Here is a 15,761-nt window from a genome sequence, read left to right on the forward strand (position 1 = left end):
CGGTCGATGCGTGTCGTCGGGGGCAGGCTGAAGGGCCGCAATCTCGCTTCGCCCTCGGGCCGCGAGATCCGCCCGACCGCGGACCGTTTGCGCGAGTCCGTGTTCAACATCCTGGTCCACGCCTACGACAACCCGATCGAGGACGCCCGCGTGCTCGATCTGTTTGCCGGCACCGGCGCGCTCGGCATCGAGGCGGCCTCGCGCGGCGCGAAATTCACGCTGTTCGTCGACAATGGCGCCGAGGCGCGGGCGCTGCTGCGCAACAATGTCGAGTCGCTCGGCCTCGGCGGGACCACCAAGGTCTATCGCCGCGATGCCACCGACCTCGGGCCGGCGCATCCGGTCGAGCCGTTCTCGCTGGTGTTTCTCGATCCGCCCTATGGCAAGGGCCTCGCCGACAAGGCGCTGGCCTCGCTGCGCGACGGCGGCTGGCTGGCGCCGGGCGCACTGCTCGTGGTGGAGGAGGCCAAGGCCGCGGCGTTCGCGGCGCCTGACGGCTTCGAGGAGCTCGAGCGGCGGGCCTATGACGACACGGAATTCGTCTTCCTTCGCGAAAAAGTGTAGGGCGCACCGGCCTCTATCGACCTTATGCTGCGCCATGGTGGAGCCTGTCATCGGGCTCGGACTCGTTGGGCTATTCCACCATACGACGGACCAATCTTCGCTTTCGGAGCGTGAACCATGGCCGACACTCTCGCCGGGCTCGCAGTTCAGCTGGAGACGCGCGTCAAGGCGTTGCGCGGCGCGGGCGATGACGCAGCGCTGCTGGCGGCCGCGCGTGACGCCGCCGACCAGATCGGGCGTCGTCGCGGCGCGCTCGATGCTGACGCGCACGAAGCGCTCGGAATGATTCAGCGGATGACGTTCAACGCCGCGGCCGATTGCTGGCCGGGCTGGGCCGTTTCGGACAAGCCGATCGATCCGGCTCACCTGCTGGCCGCGCGCGACCTTGCCGAGCACTCGCTGGATCTTGTGCAGGAGCTGGAGCTTGGGCCGGCCCGGCTCGGAACGGGTGCCTGGCTGGTCGGGGCCTTTGATCTGGCGCTTGGCCGCTATGACGAGGCGATCGACATCTTTCGCGGTGCACGCCAGAACTATGCCGCCGCGCGCGCACCGGGCCTGGTGCTGCTGACGGACGGCTATGTCGCGATCGCGCGGCAATTGGCCGGGGATCAAACGTCATCCCGCGACGAAGGTCTCGATCAGGTCTGCGAGCGGATCGCAGCAGGCGGGTTCGAGCACGGCGACGAATGGATCGCGCAACTGCGCACCGCGCTGGAGGTCTTCACGCGGTAAGAACTTGTAGGATGGGTAGAGCGCAAACCCATCATGGTGCGACAAGCGTGTATCGCTGCGTTCCACCCATCCTACCGGATAGTGTCGTCCCTGCGAAAGCAGGGACCCATAACCACCGAACTGTGTGATGGAGTTCGCTGGAGCCACATCGTCACACAACAACGACGCCCTGTGGTTATGGGTCCCGGGTCGCGCTTCGCTTGCCCGGGACGACGGAGTGTGTGGTACCTACCGCCGCCCGAACAGCTTCTCGATATCGCTCAGCTTCAATTCGACATAGGTCGGCCGGCCGTGGTTGCACTGCCCGGAGTTCGGCGTGTCTTCCATCTCGCGCAGCAGCGCGTTCATCTCTTCCGGCTTGAGGCGTCTGCCGGCGCGCACCGAGCCGTGGCAGGCCATGGTGGCGGCGACATGCATCAGCCGGCGTTCCAGCGGCAGCGCCTCGTCCCACTCGGCCATGTGTTCGGCAAGGTCGCGGAGCAGGCCGGCCGCGTTGGCCTTGCCGAGCAGCGATGGCGTCTCGCGCACGGCAACCGCGCCGGGGCCGAAGGATTCGATCGCGAGCCCGAACGAACACAGCTCCTCGGCGCGATCGAGCAGTTTCTCGACGGTCGCCTCATCGAGCTCGACGATCTCGGGGATCAGCAGGATCTGGCGCTGCACGCCGTTCTTCGCCAGCGAGGCCTTCAGCCTCTCGTAGACGATGCGCTCATGCGCCGCGTGCTGGTCGACCACGATGAGGCCATCGCGGGTCTGCGAGACGATGTAGGTCTCGTGGATCTGGGTGCGCGCGGCGCCAAGCGGACGGTCCAGCAGGTCGGGCGCGGGTGCGGCCTCGAAGCGCACATCGGCGGTCGGCGCGCCGACGTCGAAGGCGGCCTGTCCCGGTTCGGCGAAGGCGGCTGCCGCAGCGCTTTCGAATCCGCGCGTTGGACCAGTTGGATAGGACGGCGAGCTGCGCCAGTCCCAATTGCCTGGCCGCGGCGGCGTGAAGGCCGGGCGGAACGCCTGCAACGTCGCGCCGTCGGCGGTGTTGGCCGCGGTGCGCCGGCCTTCGCGCGCCAGGCCGTCCTTCAGCGCGTGCACGATCAGCGCGCGCACCAGGCCGGCGTTGCGGAAGCGCACCTCGGTCTTGGCCGGATGGACATTGGCGTCGACCTCTTGCGGGTCGCAGGTCACGAACAGCGCCACCACGGGATGGCGGTCGCGCGGCAGATAGTCGGAATAGGCCGCGCGCACCGCGCCGAGGATCAGCTTGTCGCGCACCGGGCGGCCGTTGACGAACAGATATTGCCCGAGCGCGTTGGCGCGGGTCAGCGACGGCGCGGCGGCAAAGCCCTCGACTACGACGCCCTCGCGTTCGGATCGGACTTCGATCGCGCTGGCGCGAAAGTCCGCGCCGAGGATATCGCCAAGCCGCGTCAGCCGGCCGGCCGCCCCGGGCAGCGCGGCGGCCCAGGTGACCGGAGCACGCTCTTCGCCGGCCAGCGTGAAGGCGATGTCGGGGCGCGCCATGCCGAGCCGCCGCACCACCTCGCGGATCGCCTCCGCCTCGGTGCGGTCGGTCTTGAGGAATTTCAGCCGCGCCGGCGTCGCATAGAACAGCTCGTTGACCTCGACGCGGGTGCCTTGGCCGAGCGCGGCCGGCATGATCTCCGATTTCTCGCCGCCCTCGACCGACAGCGACCAGGCATGCGACTCGCTGGCATGACGCGTGGTAATGCCGAGCTTGGCGACCGCGCCGATCGACGGCAGCGCCTCGCCGCGGAACCCGAGCGTGCGGATGCGCAGCAGGTCTTCGTCGTCGAGCTTGGAGGTGGCGTGGCGGTCGACCGCGAGCGCGAGATCCGACCGCGTCATGCCGCCGCCGTCATCGGTGATGCCGATCCGGCGCCGCCCGCCGCCATCGGTGAACACGTCGATCCGGCTCGCGCCGGCGTCGATCGCGTTCTCGACCAGTTCCTTGACTACGCTCGCAGGGCGTTCGACCACTTCGCCGGCGGCGATGCGGTTGACGAGCTGTTCGGGAAGCTGGCGGACGGGCATGGATTGCGCGATCGGACAAGGATTCGAGGTTGACGGCATTCTAGTCAGCCTGCCCGCCAAATGCATGGGCCGGTCCGCGAATGGCTGCCTTTTGCTGGGGATGGAGCCGGCCTATCGCCTTGAAGACGCTCACCTTCGCGTGTGCTCCGGCTACGCCCTACGTGGCGATTGTGGGGCCTCACGCGCGGGTATATCGTTTAGAAAAATTATAATCCGATCGGGAGGATAGCCATGTGCCATTTGTTCTCGCACCAGCCGCAGCGCAATTATGAGTCGCAGACCCGGTCGCTGCGAATCGGCGGTCACTGCACCTCGATCCGGCTGGAGATGTCGTTCTGGGACACGCTGGAGGAGATCGCCGCCAAGGAGGGGATGAGCGTCGCCAAGTTCGTCACCACGCTGTATGGCGAAGTCCTCAATCACCATGGCGAAGTCAATAATTTCGCATCGCTGCTGCGGTGCTGCTGTTTGATCTATCGCTCGCAGAGCACCACGCCTGTCTCCGAGTTTCAGAGCCAGCCCATCCTGGACGCTGCCGAATAGGCTTACGGATTCATCGCGCAAGAAAAGCGGCCTTGTCCTGTTGGGCAAGGCCGCTTCAGTGAGAGGGGAACTGTAGTTTCTTGCTAGATCTCCTTGCGCTGCATCGCGCCGGCGATGCTGTCGGCCTGGCGGATCGCCAGCGACACGATCGTCAGCGTCGGATTGCAGGCGGCACCGCTCGTGAACTGGCTGCCGTCTGAGACGAACAGGTTCTTGATGTCGTGGCTCTGGCCGAACTTGTTGACCACGCCGTCGCGCGGCTTCTCGCTCATCCGGTTGGTGCCCATGTTGTGGGTCGAGGGATAGGGCGGCGTCGGATAGGTCACGGTGGCGCCGACCGCCTCATAGACCGCGGCGCCCTGCTTGTAGGCGTGGTCGCGCATTGCGACATCGTTCGGATGGTCGTCGAAATGCACGCTCGCGACCGGCATGCCGAACTTGTCCTTGATCTTCGGATCCAGCGTGATGCGGTTGGTCTCCTGCGGCATGTCCTCGCCGACCAGCCACATGCCGGCCATCCGCGGATAGCCCTCGATCGCGCTGGTGAAGCTGCGGCCCCAGGCGCCGGGATTGAGGAACGCGGCCATGAAGGGCAGGCCGAGCGACAGCGTCTCCATCTCGTAGCCGCCGACGAAGCCGCGGCTCGGATTGTTCTTGGCCTCGTCGCGGATGATGCCGGCCATCGTGGTGCCGCGATACATGTGCACCGACTTCTCGAAGCTCGCATACACGCTGCCGGTCATGTGCCGCATGTAGTTGCGGCCGACCTGGCCGGATGAATTGGCGAGCCCGTCCGGGAACATGCTCGAGGCGCTGTTGAGCAACAGTCGCGGGCTCTCGATCGAGTTGCCGGCGACCGCGACCACGCGGGCCTTCTGGCGCTGCATCGCGCCGGTTGAATCGGCATAGACCACGCCGGTGACCTTGCCGGACTGGTCGTGCTCGATCTTGATCACCACGCTGCCGGGGCGCACTTCGAGATTGCCGGTGGCTTCGCCCTTCGGAATCTCGGTGTAGAGAGTCGACCATTTGGCGCCCGACTTGCAGCCCTGGAAGCAGAAGCCGATCTGCTGGCACGAGCCGCGGCCGTCGCGCGGCTCGCTGTTGATCGCCATCCGCCCGGTATGGACCTCCTTGTAGCCGAGCTTCTTGGCGCCGGCTTCCATGACCTTGAAGTTGTTGTTGCCGGGTAGGCCAGGGATGCCGTTGGTGCGGGTCACGCCCATCTTGTCCTCGGCCTTGGCGTAATAGGGCTCCATTTCGGCGAGCGTGATCGGCCAGTCCAGTAGATTGGCGCCGGGGATGCCGCCGTACGCCGACTTGATCTTGAACTCGTGCTCGTCGAAGCGCAGCGAGGCGCCGGCCCAGTGCGTGGTCGAGCCGCCGACTGCCTTGACGATCCAGGCCGGCAGGCCCGGAAAGTCCTGGTGCACGCGCCAGCTGCCCGAGGTAGAGCGCGCGTCGGACCAGGCGAGCTGGGTGAAGCTGTCCCATTCATCGTTGATGAAGTCCTGGTTCTCGATGCGCGGGCCGGCTTCCAGGATCACGACCTTGATGCCCTTCTGCGCCAGTTCATTGCCGAGCGTTCCGCCGCCGGCACCGGAGCCGACGATCACGACAACGCCGCTGTCATTCAGATCGAATTTTGCCATTGTGTCCTCCTGACCGTTTCCGACGCTATGCCTTGGGCAGCCAGTCGATGTCGGCGAAGCCGCGCTTGATGTAGCCGCCATGCTCGGCGGAGGAACCCTCGTAGCCGAACCGCGGCCACACCTCCTTGTTGTTGTAGAGCGAGACGATGAGGTCGCCGCGGACCTGCTGGAAGAACGCGCTCTGCTCGATCTGCTGCAGCAGCGCGACGCGATCGTTTTCCCAGGCGAGCTGGGCATACGGCATCTTGTGGCGGTCGTTGGCCGCCTGATCGAGCCGGGCAACGCCGTCATTGATCAGCGATTTGACCGCCGGATCCTTGGCCGCCTTGGCATCCCATGGCTTGACCGCCGTGATGTAGTAGCTGTCGCCGAGGAAATCGTGCGGATAGATGTCGCGCGCGACCTTCAACAACGTCTTCATCGTGGCCGGCGCCAGCGTCGAGGCCTCTTCGGCCCATGCATCGGTGATGCCGAGCCCGGTCGATGTCGCGATCGCGACGGCGGGTGCGGTGACGGCCGCGCCCTTGAGAAAGACACGCCGGTCATATTTGCTGCGTCGATCGATTTCTCTCATGGGTTCCTCCGAAGTTTATTTTCTGTTTGGATCTGCAACTGGATTAGCCGAAGCGCCCGCCGCGCTGGATCACTTCGATCTTGTAGCCGTCGGGATCGGAGACGAAGAAGAAGCGCGCCAGCGTCTTGCCGTCATGCTTGAAGTCACGCAGCGGTCCAGGCGACAGCCTCTCCTGCTCGAAGCGGGCGTGCTCGGCATCGACGTCGTCGACGACGACGGCAAGGTGGCCGTAGCCGTCGCCGAGCGCGTAGGGCTCCTTGCGATCGAAATTGACCGTGAGCTCGACCTCGAACGGCGAGGACGGATGGCGCAGATAGATCAGCGCGAAATCGGGAAATCGCAGATTGTCCGCGATCTCGAGCCCGAATGCGCGATGATAGAAGTCGAGCGCCCTGGCCTCGTCGAACACGCGGATCATCGAATGCACGGGTTTCGCCATTCAGTTCAGCTCCTTCAGATAGGCGATGATCATGGCGCGGGTCTCCGGCTTGGCCTGCCGATAGGCCATCACGGCGCCCGGGATCACCGCTTGCGGATTGGTCAGCCAGGCATCGAGCCTGGCGTCGTCCCAGACGAAATCGGCCTTGGCGAAGCCCGCGGAATATTTGAAGCCGTCGGCCTGGCCGGCATGGCGGCCGACGACCTTGTAGAGCGACGGTCCCTGCCGGACCGGATCTGTCGTGTTGGTCGTGTGGCAGGTCGCGCATTGCTGCTTGAACAGCGTCGCTCCATCGGGCGGCTTGGCGGCAGGCAAAGGCATCTGCGCGCTGGCCATTTGCACTGCGAGCATTGCGCTGCAAAATCCCAGCGCCAACGTCCGTCTTGCAGCCCAGCTTGCGTGCAGCTTTGTCATATACATCACCGCCTCTGTGCAGTGACTGTAGGAGGCTGAAATCCGCCGTTGGTAGTAGCGGGCTGTTTCACGGCAGAACAAAGCTGGGCCGTGACCTGGCGCGGAACCGGTCGCTGCCGCATATGCGGACGACAAATCCGCAAAATGACCGCGAAATCCCTGCACGATCACCACACGACGCAGCTTGCATTGGGTGTGCGCCGTTTGCGGAAATTCAGTCTCGCGCGATGGGGTTCAGGGTCGGCGCTGCAAACGGCGCACACCTGCGCCGCTCTTTCCATCGCCAATCAAAGTCCAGGAGAAATGGATGACGTTTGCAAAAACCAGCGTGCTCGCCCTTGCCATCTCGGCCGCGATGGCCGGCCCCGTCCTGGCACAGGGAGCGGCGACACCCAATACCCAGCTTCGCGGCGGTGCAACGGGCGCTGGAACGATGCAGCAGGGCGGCGGCATGTCCGGCAGCGGCGATGAGGAAATGGCGGCGCAGCCGACCGCGCCGACGCAGAAGAGCGGGACCAGCGCCAAGTCAGGCAGCAAGGGAACGGTCGGCAGCAGCAGCGGTCACGCTGCGCCGAAGTCGAGCGGCGGCTCGGAGATGGCGCCCGCGACCAAGAAGCACTGAGTATTCTGATCCCGGATGCAGCGCCGTGCCTGCGCTGCATCCACTTCGCGCGAAAACGCTCTAGTCGTCGAAACGGCGGGTGCCGCGGCCGGCCTTGATGTCGCTGCGGCGCTTCTTGCCTTCGAGGCGGCGCTGCTTGGAGCCGAGCGTCGGCCTGGTCGGCCGCCGCGGCGTCGGCCGCACCATCGCTTCCTTCAGCATCTCGAGCAATCGTTCGATTGCGTCCGCGCGATTGCGCTCCTGGGTGCGGAAGCGGAACGCCTGGATCACGATCACGCCGTCCTTGGTCATGCGGCTGCCAGCAAGCCGCGCCAGCCGCTGCGCGGCATCCGGCGGCAGCGCGATCTTCGTCGTGTCGAAGCGGAGCTGCGCGGCGGTCGAGACCTTGTTGACATTCTGCCCGCCCGGACCGGAGGCGCGGACAAACACGATCTCAATATCGTTCTCGTCGATCGTAAGGTCGCGGGACACCCGCAGCATGACATCACCCGGTGCAGGGAAGAATCGGCGGCCGCAGGATAGCTGGTTTGCGTTGCGTGTGCTTGGGGTGCGTGGATGCCGCGCTTGCGGCATCTGCGGTCAGAGCCCGCGGCTTCCCCTCTCCCCAACCCTCCCCCGCAAGAGGGGAGGGAGCCCTACCGCCTGCGCGTCCCTAACGATCGAAACGTTACGCAGATTGAAGCGTTGCGCCGATCGAAGCGCCAGTCGTGACGCGCCGTGAGGTGAGCACGCCCCTCAGGCTCCCTCCCCCCTTGCGGGGGAGGGTGGGGAGAGGGGTAGCCACGACGATGGTGTGTGAAGAAGGAGCGCGCCGAAGCGCCTCAGTTCGCCTTCGGCGGCGCCGACACCGGCTGCGCGGCGGCTTGCGGGGCGCGGCCGACGACCACGGTGAGCAGGCCGTTGCCCCACAGCCGCTTGGAGACCCGCTTGACGTCGTCGAGCGTCACCGCATCGACGATGGCGCTGCGCTTCTCGATGTAGTCGATCGGCAGCTTGTCGAGCTGGTATTGCAGCATCGCCTGCGCGAGCTTGGAGGAGGTGTCGAGCGCCAGCATCTGCGAGCCCTTCAGATAGGACTTCGCCTCGTCGAGCTCCTGCTGCGTCGGACCCTGCTCGGCGATGCGGCGGATCTCCGCTTCGATCGCATCGATGGTCTCGCCGGCGCGGTCGGCGCGGGTGCCGGTGTTGCCGAGGAACAGCGCGGAGTGGTCCATCCAGAGCAGCGCCTCATAGATCGAATAGGCCAGCCCGCGCTTCTCGCGCACTTCCTTGTAAAGCCGCGACGACAGCCCGCCGCCGCCGAGAATGTGGTTCACCACATAGGCGGCCATGAAATCCGGGTCGTGCCGGTTGATGCCGGGACCGCCGAAGGTGACGATGGTCTGCGGCACATCGAGCGGGACAAAGGCGCGCTGCGGCGGCTTGGTCGCCACGACGTCAGGGATCGGCGTCAATTCGGCCTTGGCCGGCAGGTCGCCGAAGGTCTTGTCGAGCAGCTTGCCGAGCGTGTCGGGGTCGACGTCGCCGACCACGGCGATCCGCAGCGTATCCTTGGCGATGATGCGGCGGACATACTCCTTGAGGTCGGAGATCTCGATGGTCGGCACGCTCTCGAGCGTGCCGGTCGCCGTCCTGCCATAGGGATGATCGCCGAAAGCGAGCTCGAGGAACTTGCGGCCGGACAGCGAGGACGGATTGGTCGATTCGCGGCGCAGGTTCGAGATCACCTGGGCGCGGATGCGTTCGACGTCCTTCGGCTCGAACCGCGGCGAGGTCAGCGCCATCCGCAGCAGGTCGTAGGCTTCGTCCTTGTTGTCCTTGAGCATGCGCAACGAGCCGCGGAACTGGTCGCGGTTCGACGCGAAGCTGAGCTCGATGGCGCGGCGCTCGAGCCGCTCATGATAGGTCTTGGAATCGAGGTCGCCGGAGCCCTCGTCGAGCAGGTCGGCGACCAGGTTGCCGACGCCGGGCTTGCCTGCCGGATCCTGGCTGGCGCCGCCGCCGAACGAATATTCCATCGCGATCAGCGGCACCGTCGCGTCCTGCACGAACCAGGCCTCGATGCCGCCGGGAGATACCAGCCGCTGGATCTTGGCCGCGGCCTGCGAGGGCGCTGACGTCAGCGCCAGCATCGCGGCGCAGGCGCCGCCGATCAGCGCCGCGCGGCGGGTGAGGGCATAGGTCACGAGCGCTTCTCCTCGCGTTTCGGCGCAGTATCCTTGATCAGATAGCCGGTCACCGACCGCTTCTTGTCGAGCCAGGTCGCGGCAGCGCTGCGCACCTGCTCGGCGGTGACGGCACGAATGCGATCCGGCCAGCTGCGGATGTCGTCGATGCTGAGGCCGGTGGTCAGCGCGCCGCCATACCAGCGCGCCAGCGTCGCCTGGTTGTCCTGGGCGTAGATCGCCTCGGCGATGAGCTGGGTCTTGACCCGTTCGAGATCCTCGGCGCGCGCCGGGTTCTGCGCGAGGTCGGCGATCACCTTGTCGATCGCATCCTCGATCTGCGCGAACTCGACGCCGGGCTTCGGCGTCACCGCGATCGAGAATTGCGACGGGTCGAGCGCGGTGCCCTGATAGCCGGCGCCGGCCGAGATCGCGAGGCCCTTGTCGATCACCAGCGCGCGATAGAGGTAGGAGTTGGCGCCGCCGCCCATCAATTGCGCCAGCACGTCGAGCGCCTGGCTCTCGCCGGCCGCCGCCGTCGTTGCCGACGGCACCAGGTAGTAGCGGCGCAGGCTCGGCTGCTCGACCCGCGGATCCGACAGCGTCACGGTGCGCGGCGCGGCCGGCGTCGGCTCCTGCGGCCGGACGCGCTTCTCGGGGATCGCATGCTGCGCCGGGATCGGGCCGAAATTCTTCTCGACCAGCGGGCGGACATCCTTGACGTCGACGTCGCCTGCGATGACCAGGATCGCGTTGTTCGGCGCGTAGAAGCGGCGGTAGAAGGCGAGTGCATCCTCGCGATCGAGCTTCTCGATCTCCTGGTGCCAGCCGATCACCGGCCGGCCGTAGGGATGGTTGAGATAGAGCGCAGCCATGATCTGCTCGGTGAGCCTTGCATCCGGGTTGTTGGCGACCCGCATGTTGAACTCCTCGAGCACGACGTCGCGCTCGGGCAGCACATTCTCGTCCTTCAGGATCAGGCCGGTCATGCGGTCGGCCTCGAATTCCATCATGGTGGGCAGCTGCTCGCGCGGCACGCGCTGGAAGTAGCCGGTGTAGTCGTTGGAGGTGAAGGCGTTCTCGTTGCCGCCGATGCGCAGCACGGTCTGCGAGAACTCGCCGGCCGGGTGCTTGGCGGTGCCCTTGAACATCAGATGCTCGAGGAAATGCGCGAGGCCCGATTTGCCGGGCGTCTCGTCAGCGGAGCCGACCTTGTACCAGATCATCTGCGTCACGACCGGCGTGCGGTGATCCGGGATCACCACGACCTGCAGGCCGTTGTCGAGCGTGAAGCTCGCAGGGCGTTCCGAGGTGACGGTGGTCTGGGCGCGGAGGCTGGCGCCCGACAGCGGGATGATTGAAACAAATGCGGCAGCGAACAGGGCAATCGATCGGCGAGAGCGCATCACGGTCCTTATGAAAGCCCAGACATGCGGCCGGGGCGCGAAAGCAAGCCATCGTACACGGTCGTGCCCGTGCCCGTCGTCACGAAGCGGAGAGACACACGTCACCCCGCATTAAGCTTTGCCCATGTCAGCCTTCGTTCGCCGAGGCCAAGCGATCACTGCACCGGTTTTCCGGTCATGACGTCGTACTGGCCTTCCTTCGCCATCGGCTGCATCGGTCCAGTGCCATAGGCAAAGCCCGAGGACGGCGTCTGGTAGCCCGGAGGCGGCTCTGTCAGCGAGTCGCGCGTCGGCTCACCCTTGAACGGCCTGGACTCGCTGCTGTTGCCCTTGAAGATGCCGAGCAGGCCACCATTGTAGCCGAGCTGGCTCGGCATCAGGGACGGATTGGTGGTCGCACCGGGCTCGAGCGGCTCCCTGCGGCCTTCGGTGGCCGTCTGCTGCTTGCGGCCCGCCTCGATCTCAGCAGGCGTCAGCGCCACCGCCGACTGCCACGGCTCCTTCTTGACTTCCTTCTTGCGCGCCGCGATCGCGGCCTTGCGGGCGGCGATATCAGGGTCCTTCGGCCAGTTCGGCGCGTTGACCTGGGCAGTCGAGGACGGCGGGGGCAGGTCGAGCTTCGGCGGCACCACCAGCGGCGAGCGCTCGCGGTAGTCGATGCCCTTGCTGGCGGCGCTCTTGGCACCGAGCCCGGTCATCAGATTGTCGATGATCCGCTCTTCGAAGGTCAGGCCATCATCGCCGTCATCGTCGTCGTCGCCGGCACGTACCGGGCCGGCCGCCATGACAAGGCCGATTCCGGCCGCGACGAACGCCAGGCGCAGGCCGCGCAGCAGCGAGGTCTCGATCAGATTTCCGCGGGCTTCGGTGTTGCGCATCGCGCTTCCCCCATTTCAAAATTCGCCAAAGCGATCACTGGCTTAGCGCTCAGTTCCGCTGGGTACAGGTCGGCCGCCGACCGGCTCGTATCGGCCGGGATCAGGGCGCTTTTACGGCGGGGGTCCCCATGACGGAATCATACAATAGGGCCGCCACGCCAGCAACGATCGCCACGTCGGCGAGGTTGAAGATGTACCAATTATAGGTTTTTCCGGCGATCTCGATGTGAAACAGGGCAAAATCGACCACGGCGCCATAGGCGAACCGGTCGATGCCGTTGCCGATGGCGCCGCCGATGATCAGGCCGAGCGAAACTGTCGCAAGCCAGGTCCGCGACCGCGCCATCCAGATCGCCAGCGCGATCACGGCGGCGGCCTTGATCGCCATCAGCAGGATCTGGGCGGCCGGGGTCTCGCTCTGGAACCAGCCGAAGCTGATGCCGGGATTCCAGGCCAGCACCAGGTCGAAGAACGGCGTCACCGTCACCGGGGCGTGGCGCGCGATGTCGAGGACATGGAGCAGCCAGAGCTTGGAGGCCTGGTCGGCGATCAGGGTAATGACCGCCGCCAGCACACCGGCGCGAACGGGCGAGTTCAAGCCGTGACCCCCAGCGCCTTCCATTCGCGCAGCGCCTGCGCGTCGCGCGGCGAGACGTCGGGATACTCAGGGTCCTCGCCGACCGTGGGCAGGATCTTCCACGAGCGCGCGCATTTCTTGCCGACAGCCTTCTCGACCACGACCGCGACGCCGGGCACCGCATCGAGGCGGAAGGCGTTGGCCGGCGCCTCGCCCTCGCGCACCTCGTAGTTCGAGGTGATGCAGACCTCGGCGAGATCGATGTCGAACAGCGTGGCCAGCGTGTCGCGGTCGGCAACGTAGATCACCGGCGATGCCTCCAGCGACGAGCCGATGGTCTTGTCCTTGCGCTCCAGCTCGAGCGCGCCGGTGACGACGCGGCGGACGTTGCGGATCGTCTCCCACTTCGCGGCGAGGGCGTCGTTGCGGAACTGCTCGAGGCCTTCGGGGAACAGCGTGAGATGCACCGAAGGCTCGGCATTCGGCCGGTACATCCGCCAGGCTTCGTCAGTGGTGAAGCTCAGGATCGGCGCCAGCCATTTCAGGATCGCGTCGCACAGCAGGTCGATCGTGGTCAGCGCCGCCTTGCGCGCCACCGAGGACGGCGGGTCGCAATACAGCGTGTCCTTGCGGATATCGAAGTAGAACGCCGACAGCTCGGAGTTCATGAAGGCGGCGAGCGTTGCGACCACGGTCTTGTAGTCGAACGCCGCATAGGCCTTGCGGATGGTCTCGGTGTGGCCGGCCAGCTCGTGCAGCATCAGCCGCTCGAGCTCGGGCATCTCGCCAAACGCGACCTTTTCGGCCTGCTTGAAGTGATGCAGCGTGCCGAGCATCCAGCGGATCGAGTTGCGCAGCTTGCGATACGTCTCGATGGTGTTCTTCAGGATCTCCGGACCGATGCGCTGGTCGTCGGCATAGTCGGTGGCGCAGACCCACAGGCGCAGGATATCCGCACCGGAATCCTTGATCACCTTCTGCGGCTCGACCGTGTTGCCGAGCGACTTCGACATCTTGCGGCCGTTCTCGTCGAGCGTGAAGCCGTGGGTCAGCACGATGTCGTAGGGCGCGCGCCCGCGCGTGCCGGCGCTTTCCAGCAGCGACGAGTGGAACCAGCCGCGATGCTGGTCCGAGCCTTCCAGATACATCACGGTGTCGTCGCCGCCATCGATCTTGCGGACGATGTTGCCGAGCTGCGGGAAGTTCTGGCGGTCCTCCAGCACGAAGGCGTGGGTGGAGCCGGAATCGAACCAGACGTCGCAGATGTCGTCGACCTTCTTCCAGTTCTCGGACGCGCGGCTGCCGAGGAAGCGCTCGCGGGCGCCGTCCATGTACCAGGCGTCGGCGCCCTCCTCCATGAACGCCTCGGCGATGCGCTGGTTGACCACCTCGTCCTGCAGGATCTCGGCCGAGCCGTCGGCGTTCTCGCGCACGAACACGGCGATCGGCACGCCCCAGGCGCGCTGCCGCGAGATCACCCAGTCCGGACGGTTGGCGATCATGCCGTTGATGCGGTTCTCGCCAGCCGGCGGCACCCATTGCGTGACCGAGATCGCGTGCAGCGCGCGGGCGCGCAGCGTGTCGCCCTTCTTGGTATGGCCGTTCTCCGCGATGGGCTTGTCCATCGCGATGAACCATTGCGGGGTGTTGCGGAAGATCACCGGCTTCTTGGAGCGCCAGGAGTGCGGATACTGATGCTTGAGCCGGCCGCGCGCGAGCAGCTTGCCGGCTTCGATCAGCGCCTTGATGACAGCCTCGTTGGCGTCGCCCTTCTCGCCCTTGTCGTTGAGCACGCGCTTGCCGGTGAAGCCCGGCGCCTGCGCCGTGTAGGCGCCGTTCTCATCGACGGTGTAGGGGATCGCGGTCGGGATGCCGCGTGCATCGAGCTCGCGGGTGTTGGCGGTCCAGACGTCGAAGTCCTCGCGGCCGTGGCTCGGCGCGGTGTGCACGAAGCCGGTGCCGGTGTCGTCGGTGACATGCTCTCCGGCGAGCAACGGCACGATGAATTCGTAGCCGCCGCCGAAGCCCTTCAGCGGATGCGCGCATTCCACGGCGTCCAGCGTGTCGCCGGGGATGTCGCGGACCTTCTCATAGGAGGTGACACGCGCCTGCTTGAACACCTCCGCGGCGAGCGCATCGGCCAGGATCAGGAGGTCGCCGGTCTTGGCCCAATTGTCCGCGGGCGCATCCGTCACCTTGTAGAGGCCGTAAGCGATCTTCGGCGAGAAGGAGATCGCGCGGTTGCCGGGCAGCGTCCACGGCGTGGTGGTCCAGATCACGACCGAGGCATTGGCGAGCGCGCCATGCGCCGGCGACGTGACCGGGAATTTCACCCACACCATGTCGGAGGTGTAGTCCTCGTATTCGACCTCGGCTTCGGCGAGCGCAGTCTTCTCGACCACGCTCCACATCACCGGCTTGGAGCCGCGATAGAGCGTGCCGTTGGCGGCGAACTTCATCAGCTCGCGGGCGATCTGCGCCTCGGCCGGATAGCTCATCGTCTGGTAGGGATGATCCCAGTCGCCGATGATGCCGAGCCGCTTGAACTCCTCGCGCTGCACGTTGATCCAGTGCGTCGCATAGGCGCGGCATTCCCGGCGGAACGCGACCATCGCGGCGGAGTCGCGGAAGTCGGGCTTCTGCTTGCCCTTGGAGCGGTAGTTCTCCTCCTCGATCTTCCATTCGATCGGCAGGCCGTGGCAGTCCCAGCCCGGCACGTAATTGGAGTCGAAGCCGAGCATCTGCTGGCTCTTGGTCACGACGTCCTTGAGGATCTTGTTCAGCGCATGCCCGATATGGATGTTGCCGTTGGCGTAGGGCGGGCCGTCATGCAGCACGAACTTGGCGCGGCCCTCGGCTTCCCGGCGCAGCTTGTCGTAGAGGCCGATCTCGTTCCAGTATTTCAGGATTTCCGGCTCGCGCTGGGGCAGGCCGGCGCGCATCGGGAATTCCGTCTGCGGCAGGTAAAGGGTCTTGGAATAGTCGTTGGCGTCGGTCTTTTGCGGCTTGTCGGACATGAAAGCTCTGATTTGGCAGGTGCGGGCGCGGATACGCGATCAATCGCGGGTGAAAACGGCGAAAGTCCCGGTCTTGCGCCGAGCCTTCAGGCTCAGGCGGAAGCCGGGCCGCTAATCCGTATGATGCGCCGC

At 66.0% G+C, this 15,761-nt stretch carries 15 protein-coding genes; 4 read left to right on the forward strand and 11 right to left on the reverse strand.

What is annotated here, in order from left to right:
* Positions 1-6: 6 nt before the first annotated feature.
* Positions 7-564, forward strand: a complete 558-nt coding sequence (rsmD, locus tag CK489_RS14565; protein WP_095732742.1) for a 16S rRNA (guanine(966)-N(2))-methyltransferase RsmD — start codon at positions 7-9, stop codon at positions 562-564.
* A 117-nt stretch (positions 565-681) separates the two neighbouring features.
* A complete protein-coding gene (locus CK489_RS14570) occupies positions 682-1,296 on the forward strand; it encodes a hypothetical protein (protein ID WP_095732743.1) in 615 nt (204 codons plus the stop codon).
* A gap of 228 nt (positions 1,297-1,524) precedes the next feature.
* On the opposite strand, the gene mutL is transcribed toward CK489_RS14570, so the two are convergent.
* Positions 1,525-3,342: a DNA mismatch repair endonuclease MutL gene (gene mutL / locus CK489_RS14575; protein ID WP_095732744.1), complete on the reverse strand. Its 1,818-nt coding sequence runs from the start codon at positions 3,340-3,342 to the stop codon at positions 1,525-1,527.
* A gap of 231 nt (positions 3,343-3,573) precedes the next feature.
* Here mutL and CK489_RS14580 point away from each other — a divergent pair, with 231 nt between their 5' ends.
* On the forward strand, positions 3,574-3,885 hold the full coding sequence (locus tag CK489_RS14580; RefSeq protein ID WP_050628812.1) for a ribbon-helix-helix domain-containing protein: 312 nt from the start codon (positions 3,574-3,576) through the stop codon (positions 3,883-3,885).
* Positions 3,886-3,968: 83 nt separating this feature from the next.
* On the opposite strand, the gene CK489_RS14585 is transcribed toward CK489_RS14580, so the two are convergent.
* The 4 genes from CK489_RS14585 to CK489_RS14600 are packed head-to-tail and all read right to left on the reverse strand — an operon-like array spanning position 3,969 to position 6,871.
* Entirely contained in the window at positions 3,969-5,537 is a 1,569-nt protein-coding gene (locus CK489_RS14585) for a GMC family oxidoreductase (protein WP_095732745.1), read from the reverse strand.
* 25 nt (positions 5,538-5,562) lie between these two features.
* A complete protein-coding gene (locus CK489_RS14590; protein ID WP_095732746.1) occupies positions 5,563-6,111 on the reverse strand; it encodes a Twin-arginine translocation pathway signal in 549 nt (182 codons plus the stop codon).
* Between the two features lie 43 nt (positions 6,112-6,154).
* Positions 6,155-6,550: a VOC family protein gene (locus tag CK489_RS14595; RefSeq protein ID WP_050628813.1), complete on the reverse strand. Its 396-nt coding sequence runs from the start codon at positions 6,548-6,550 to the stop codon at positions 6,155-6,157.
* Positions 6,551-6,871: a c-type cytochrome gene (locus CK489_RS14600; protein WP_198960973.1), complete on the reverse strand. Its 321-nt coding sequence runs from the start codon at positions 6,869-6,871 to the stop codon at positions 6,551-6,553.
* Between the two features lie 400 nt (positions 6,872-7,271).
* Here CK489_RS14600 and CK489_RS14605 point away from each other — a divergent pair, with 400 nt between their 5' ends.
* Positions 7,272-7,586, forward strand: a complete 315-nt coding sequence (locus CK489_RS14605; RefSeq protein WP_095732748.1) for a hypothetical protein — start codon at positions 7,272-7,274, stop codon at positions 7,584-7,586.
* 60 nt (positions 7,587-7,646) lie between these two features.
* On the opposite strand, the gene arfB is transcribed toward CK489_RS14605, so the two are convergent.
* The 6 genes from arfB to ileS all read right to left on the reverse strand — a co-directional run bounded on the left by arfB (position 7,647) and on the right by ileS (position 15,629).
* Positions 7,647-8,066, reverse strand: a complete 420-nt coding sequence (arfB, locus tag CK489_RS14610) for an alternative ribosome rescue aminoacyl-tRNA hydrolase ArfB (protein WP_050628815.1) — start codon at positions 8,064-8,066, stop codon at positions 7,647-7,649.
* A 341-nt stretch (positions 8,067-8,407) separates the two neighbouring features.
* The gene (locus CK489_RS14615) at positions 8,408-9,772 is read right to left on the reverse strand and encodes a M16 family metallopeptidase (protein WP_502694121.1); all 1,365 of its coding nucleotides are present in this window, start codon (positions 9,770-9,772) and stop codon (positions 8,408-8,410) included.
* Positions 9,769-11,157, reverse strand: a complete 1,389-nt coding sequence (locus tag CK489_RS14620) for a M16 family metallopeptidase (RefSeq protein ID WP_050628905.1) — start codon at positions 11,155-11,157, stop codon at positions 9,769-9,771. The genes CK489_RS14615 and CK489_RS14620 overlap by 4 nt, the downstream gene beginning before the upstream one ends.
* Positions 11,158-11,312: 155 nt before the next feature.
* Positions 11,313-12,035: a hypothetical protein gene (locus CK489_RS14625; protein WP_095732750.1), complete on the reverse strand. Its 723-nt coding sequence runs from the start codon at positions 12,033-12,035 to the stop codon at positions 11,313-11,315.
* A 100-nt stretch (positions 12,036-12,135) separates the two neighbouring features.
* A complete protein-coding gene (gene lspA / locus CK489_RS14630) occupies positions 12,136-12,657 on the reverse strand; it encodes a signal peptidase II (protein WP_095732751.1) in 522 nt (173 codons plus the stop codon).
* Positions 12,630-15,629: an isoleucine--tRNA ligase gene (ileS, locus tag CK489_RS14635; RefSeq protein WP_095732752.1), complete on the reverse strand. Its 3,000-nt coding sequence runs from the start codon at positions 15,627-15,629 to the stop codon at positions 12,630-12,632. The genes lspA and ileS overlap by 28 nt, the downstream gene beginning before the upstream one ends.
* Positions 15,630-15,761: the final 132 nt, after the last annotated feature.

Source organism: Bradyrhizobium sp. UFLA03-84 (genome assembly GCF_002289535.1).
Lineage (GTDB): Bacteria > Pseudomonadota > Alphaproteobacteria > Rhizobiales > Xanthobacteraceae > Bradyrhizobium > Bradyrhizobium viridifuturi.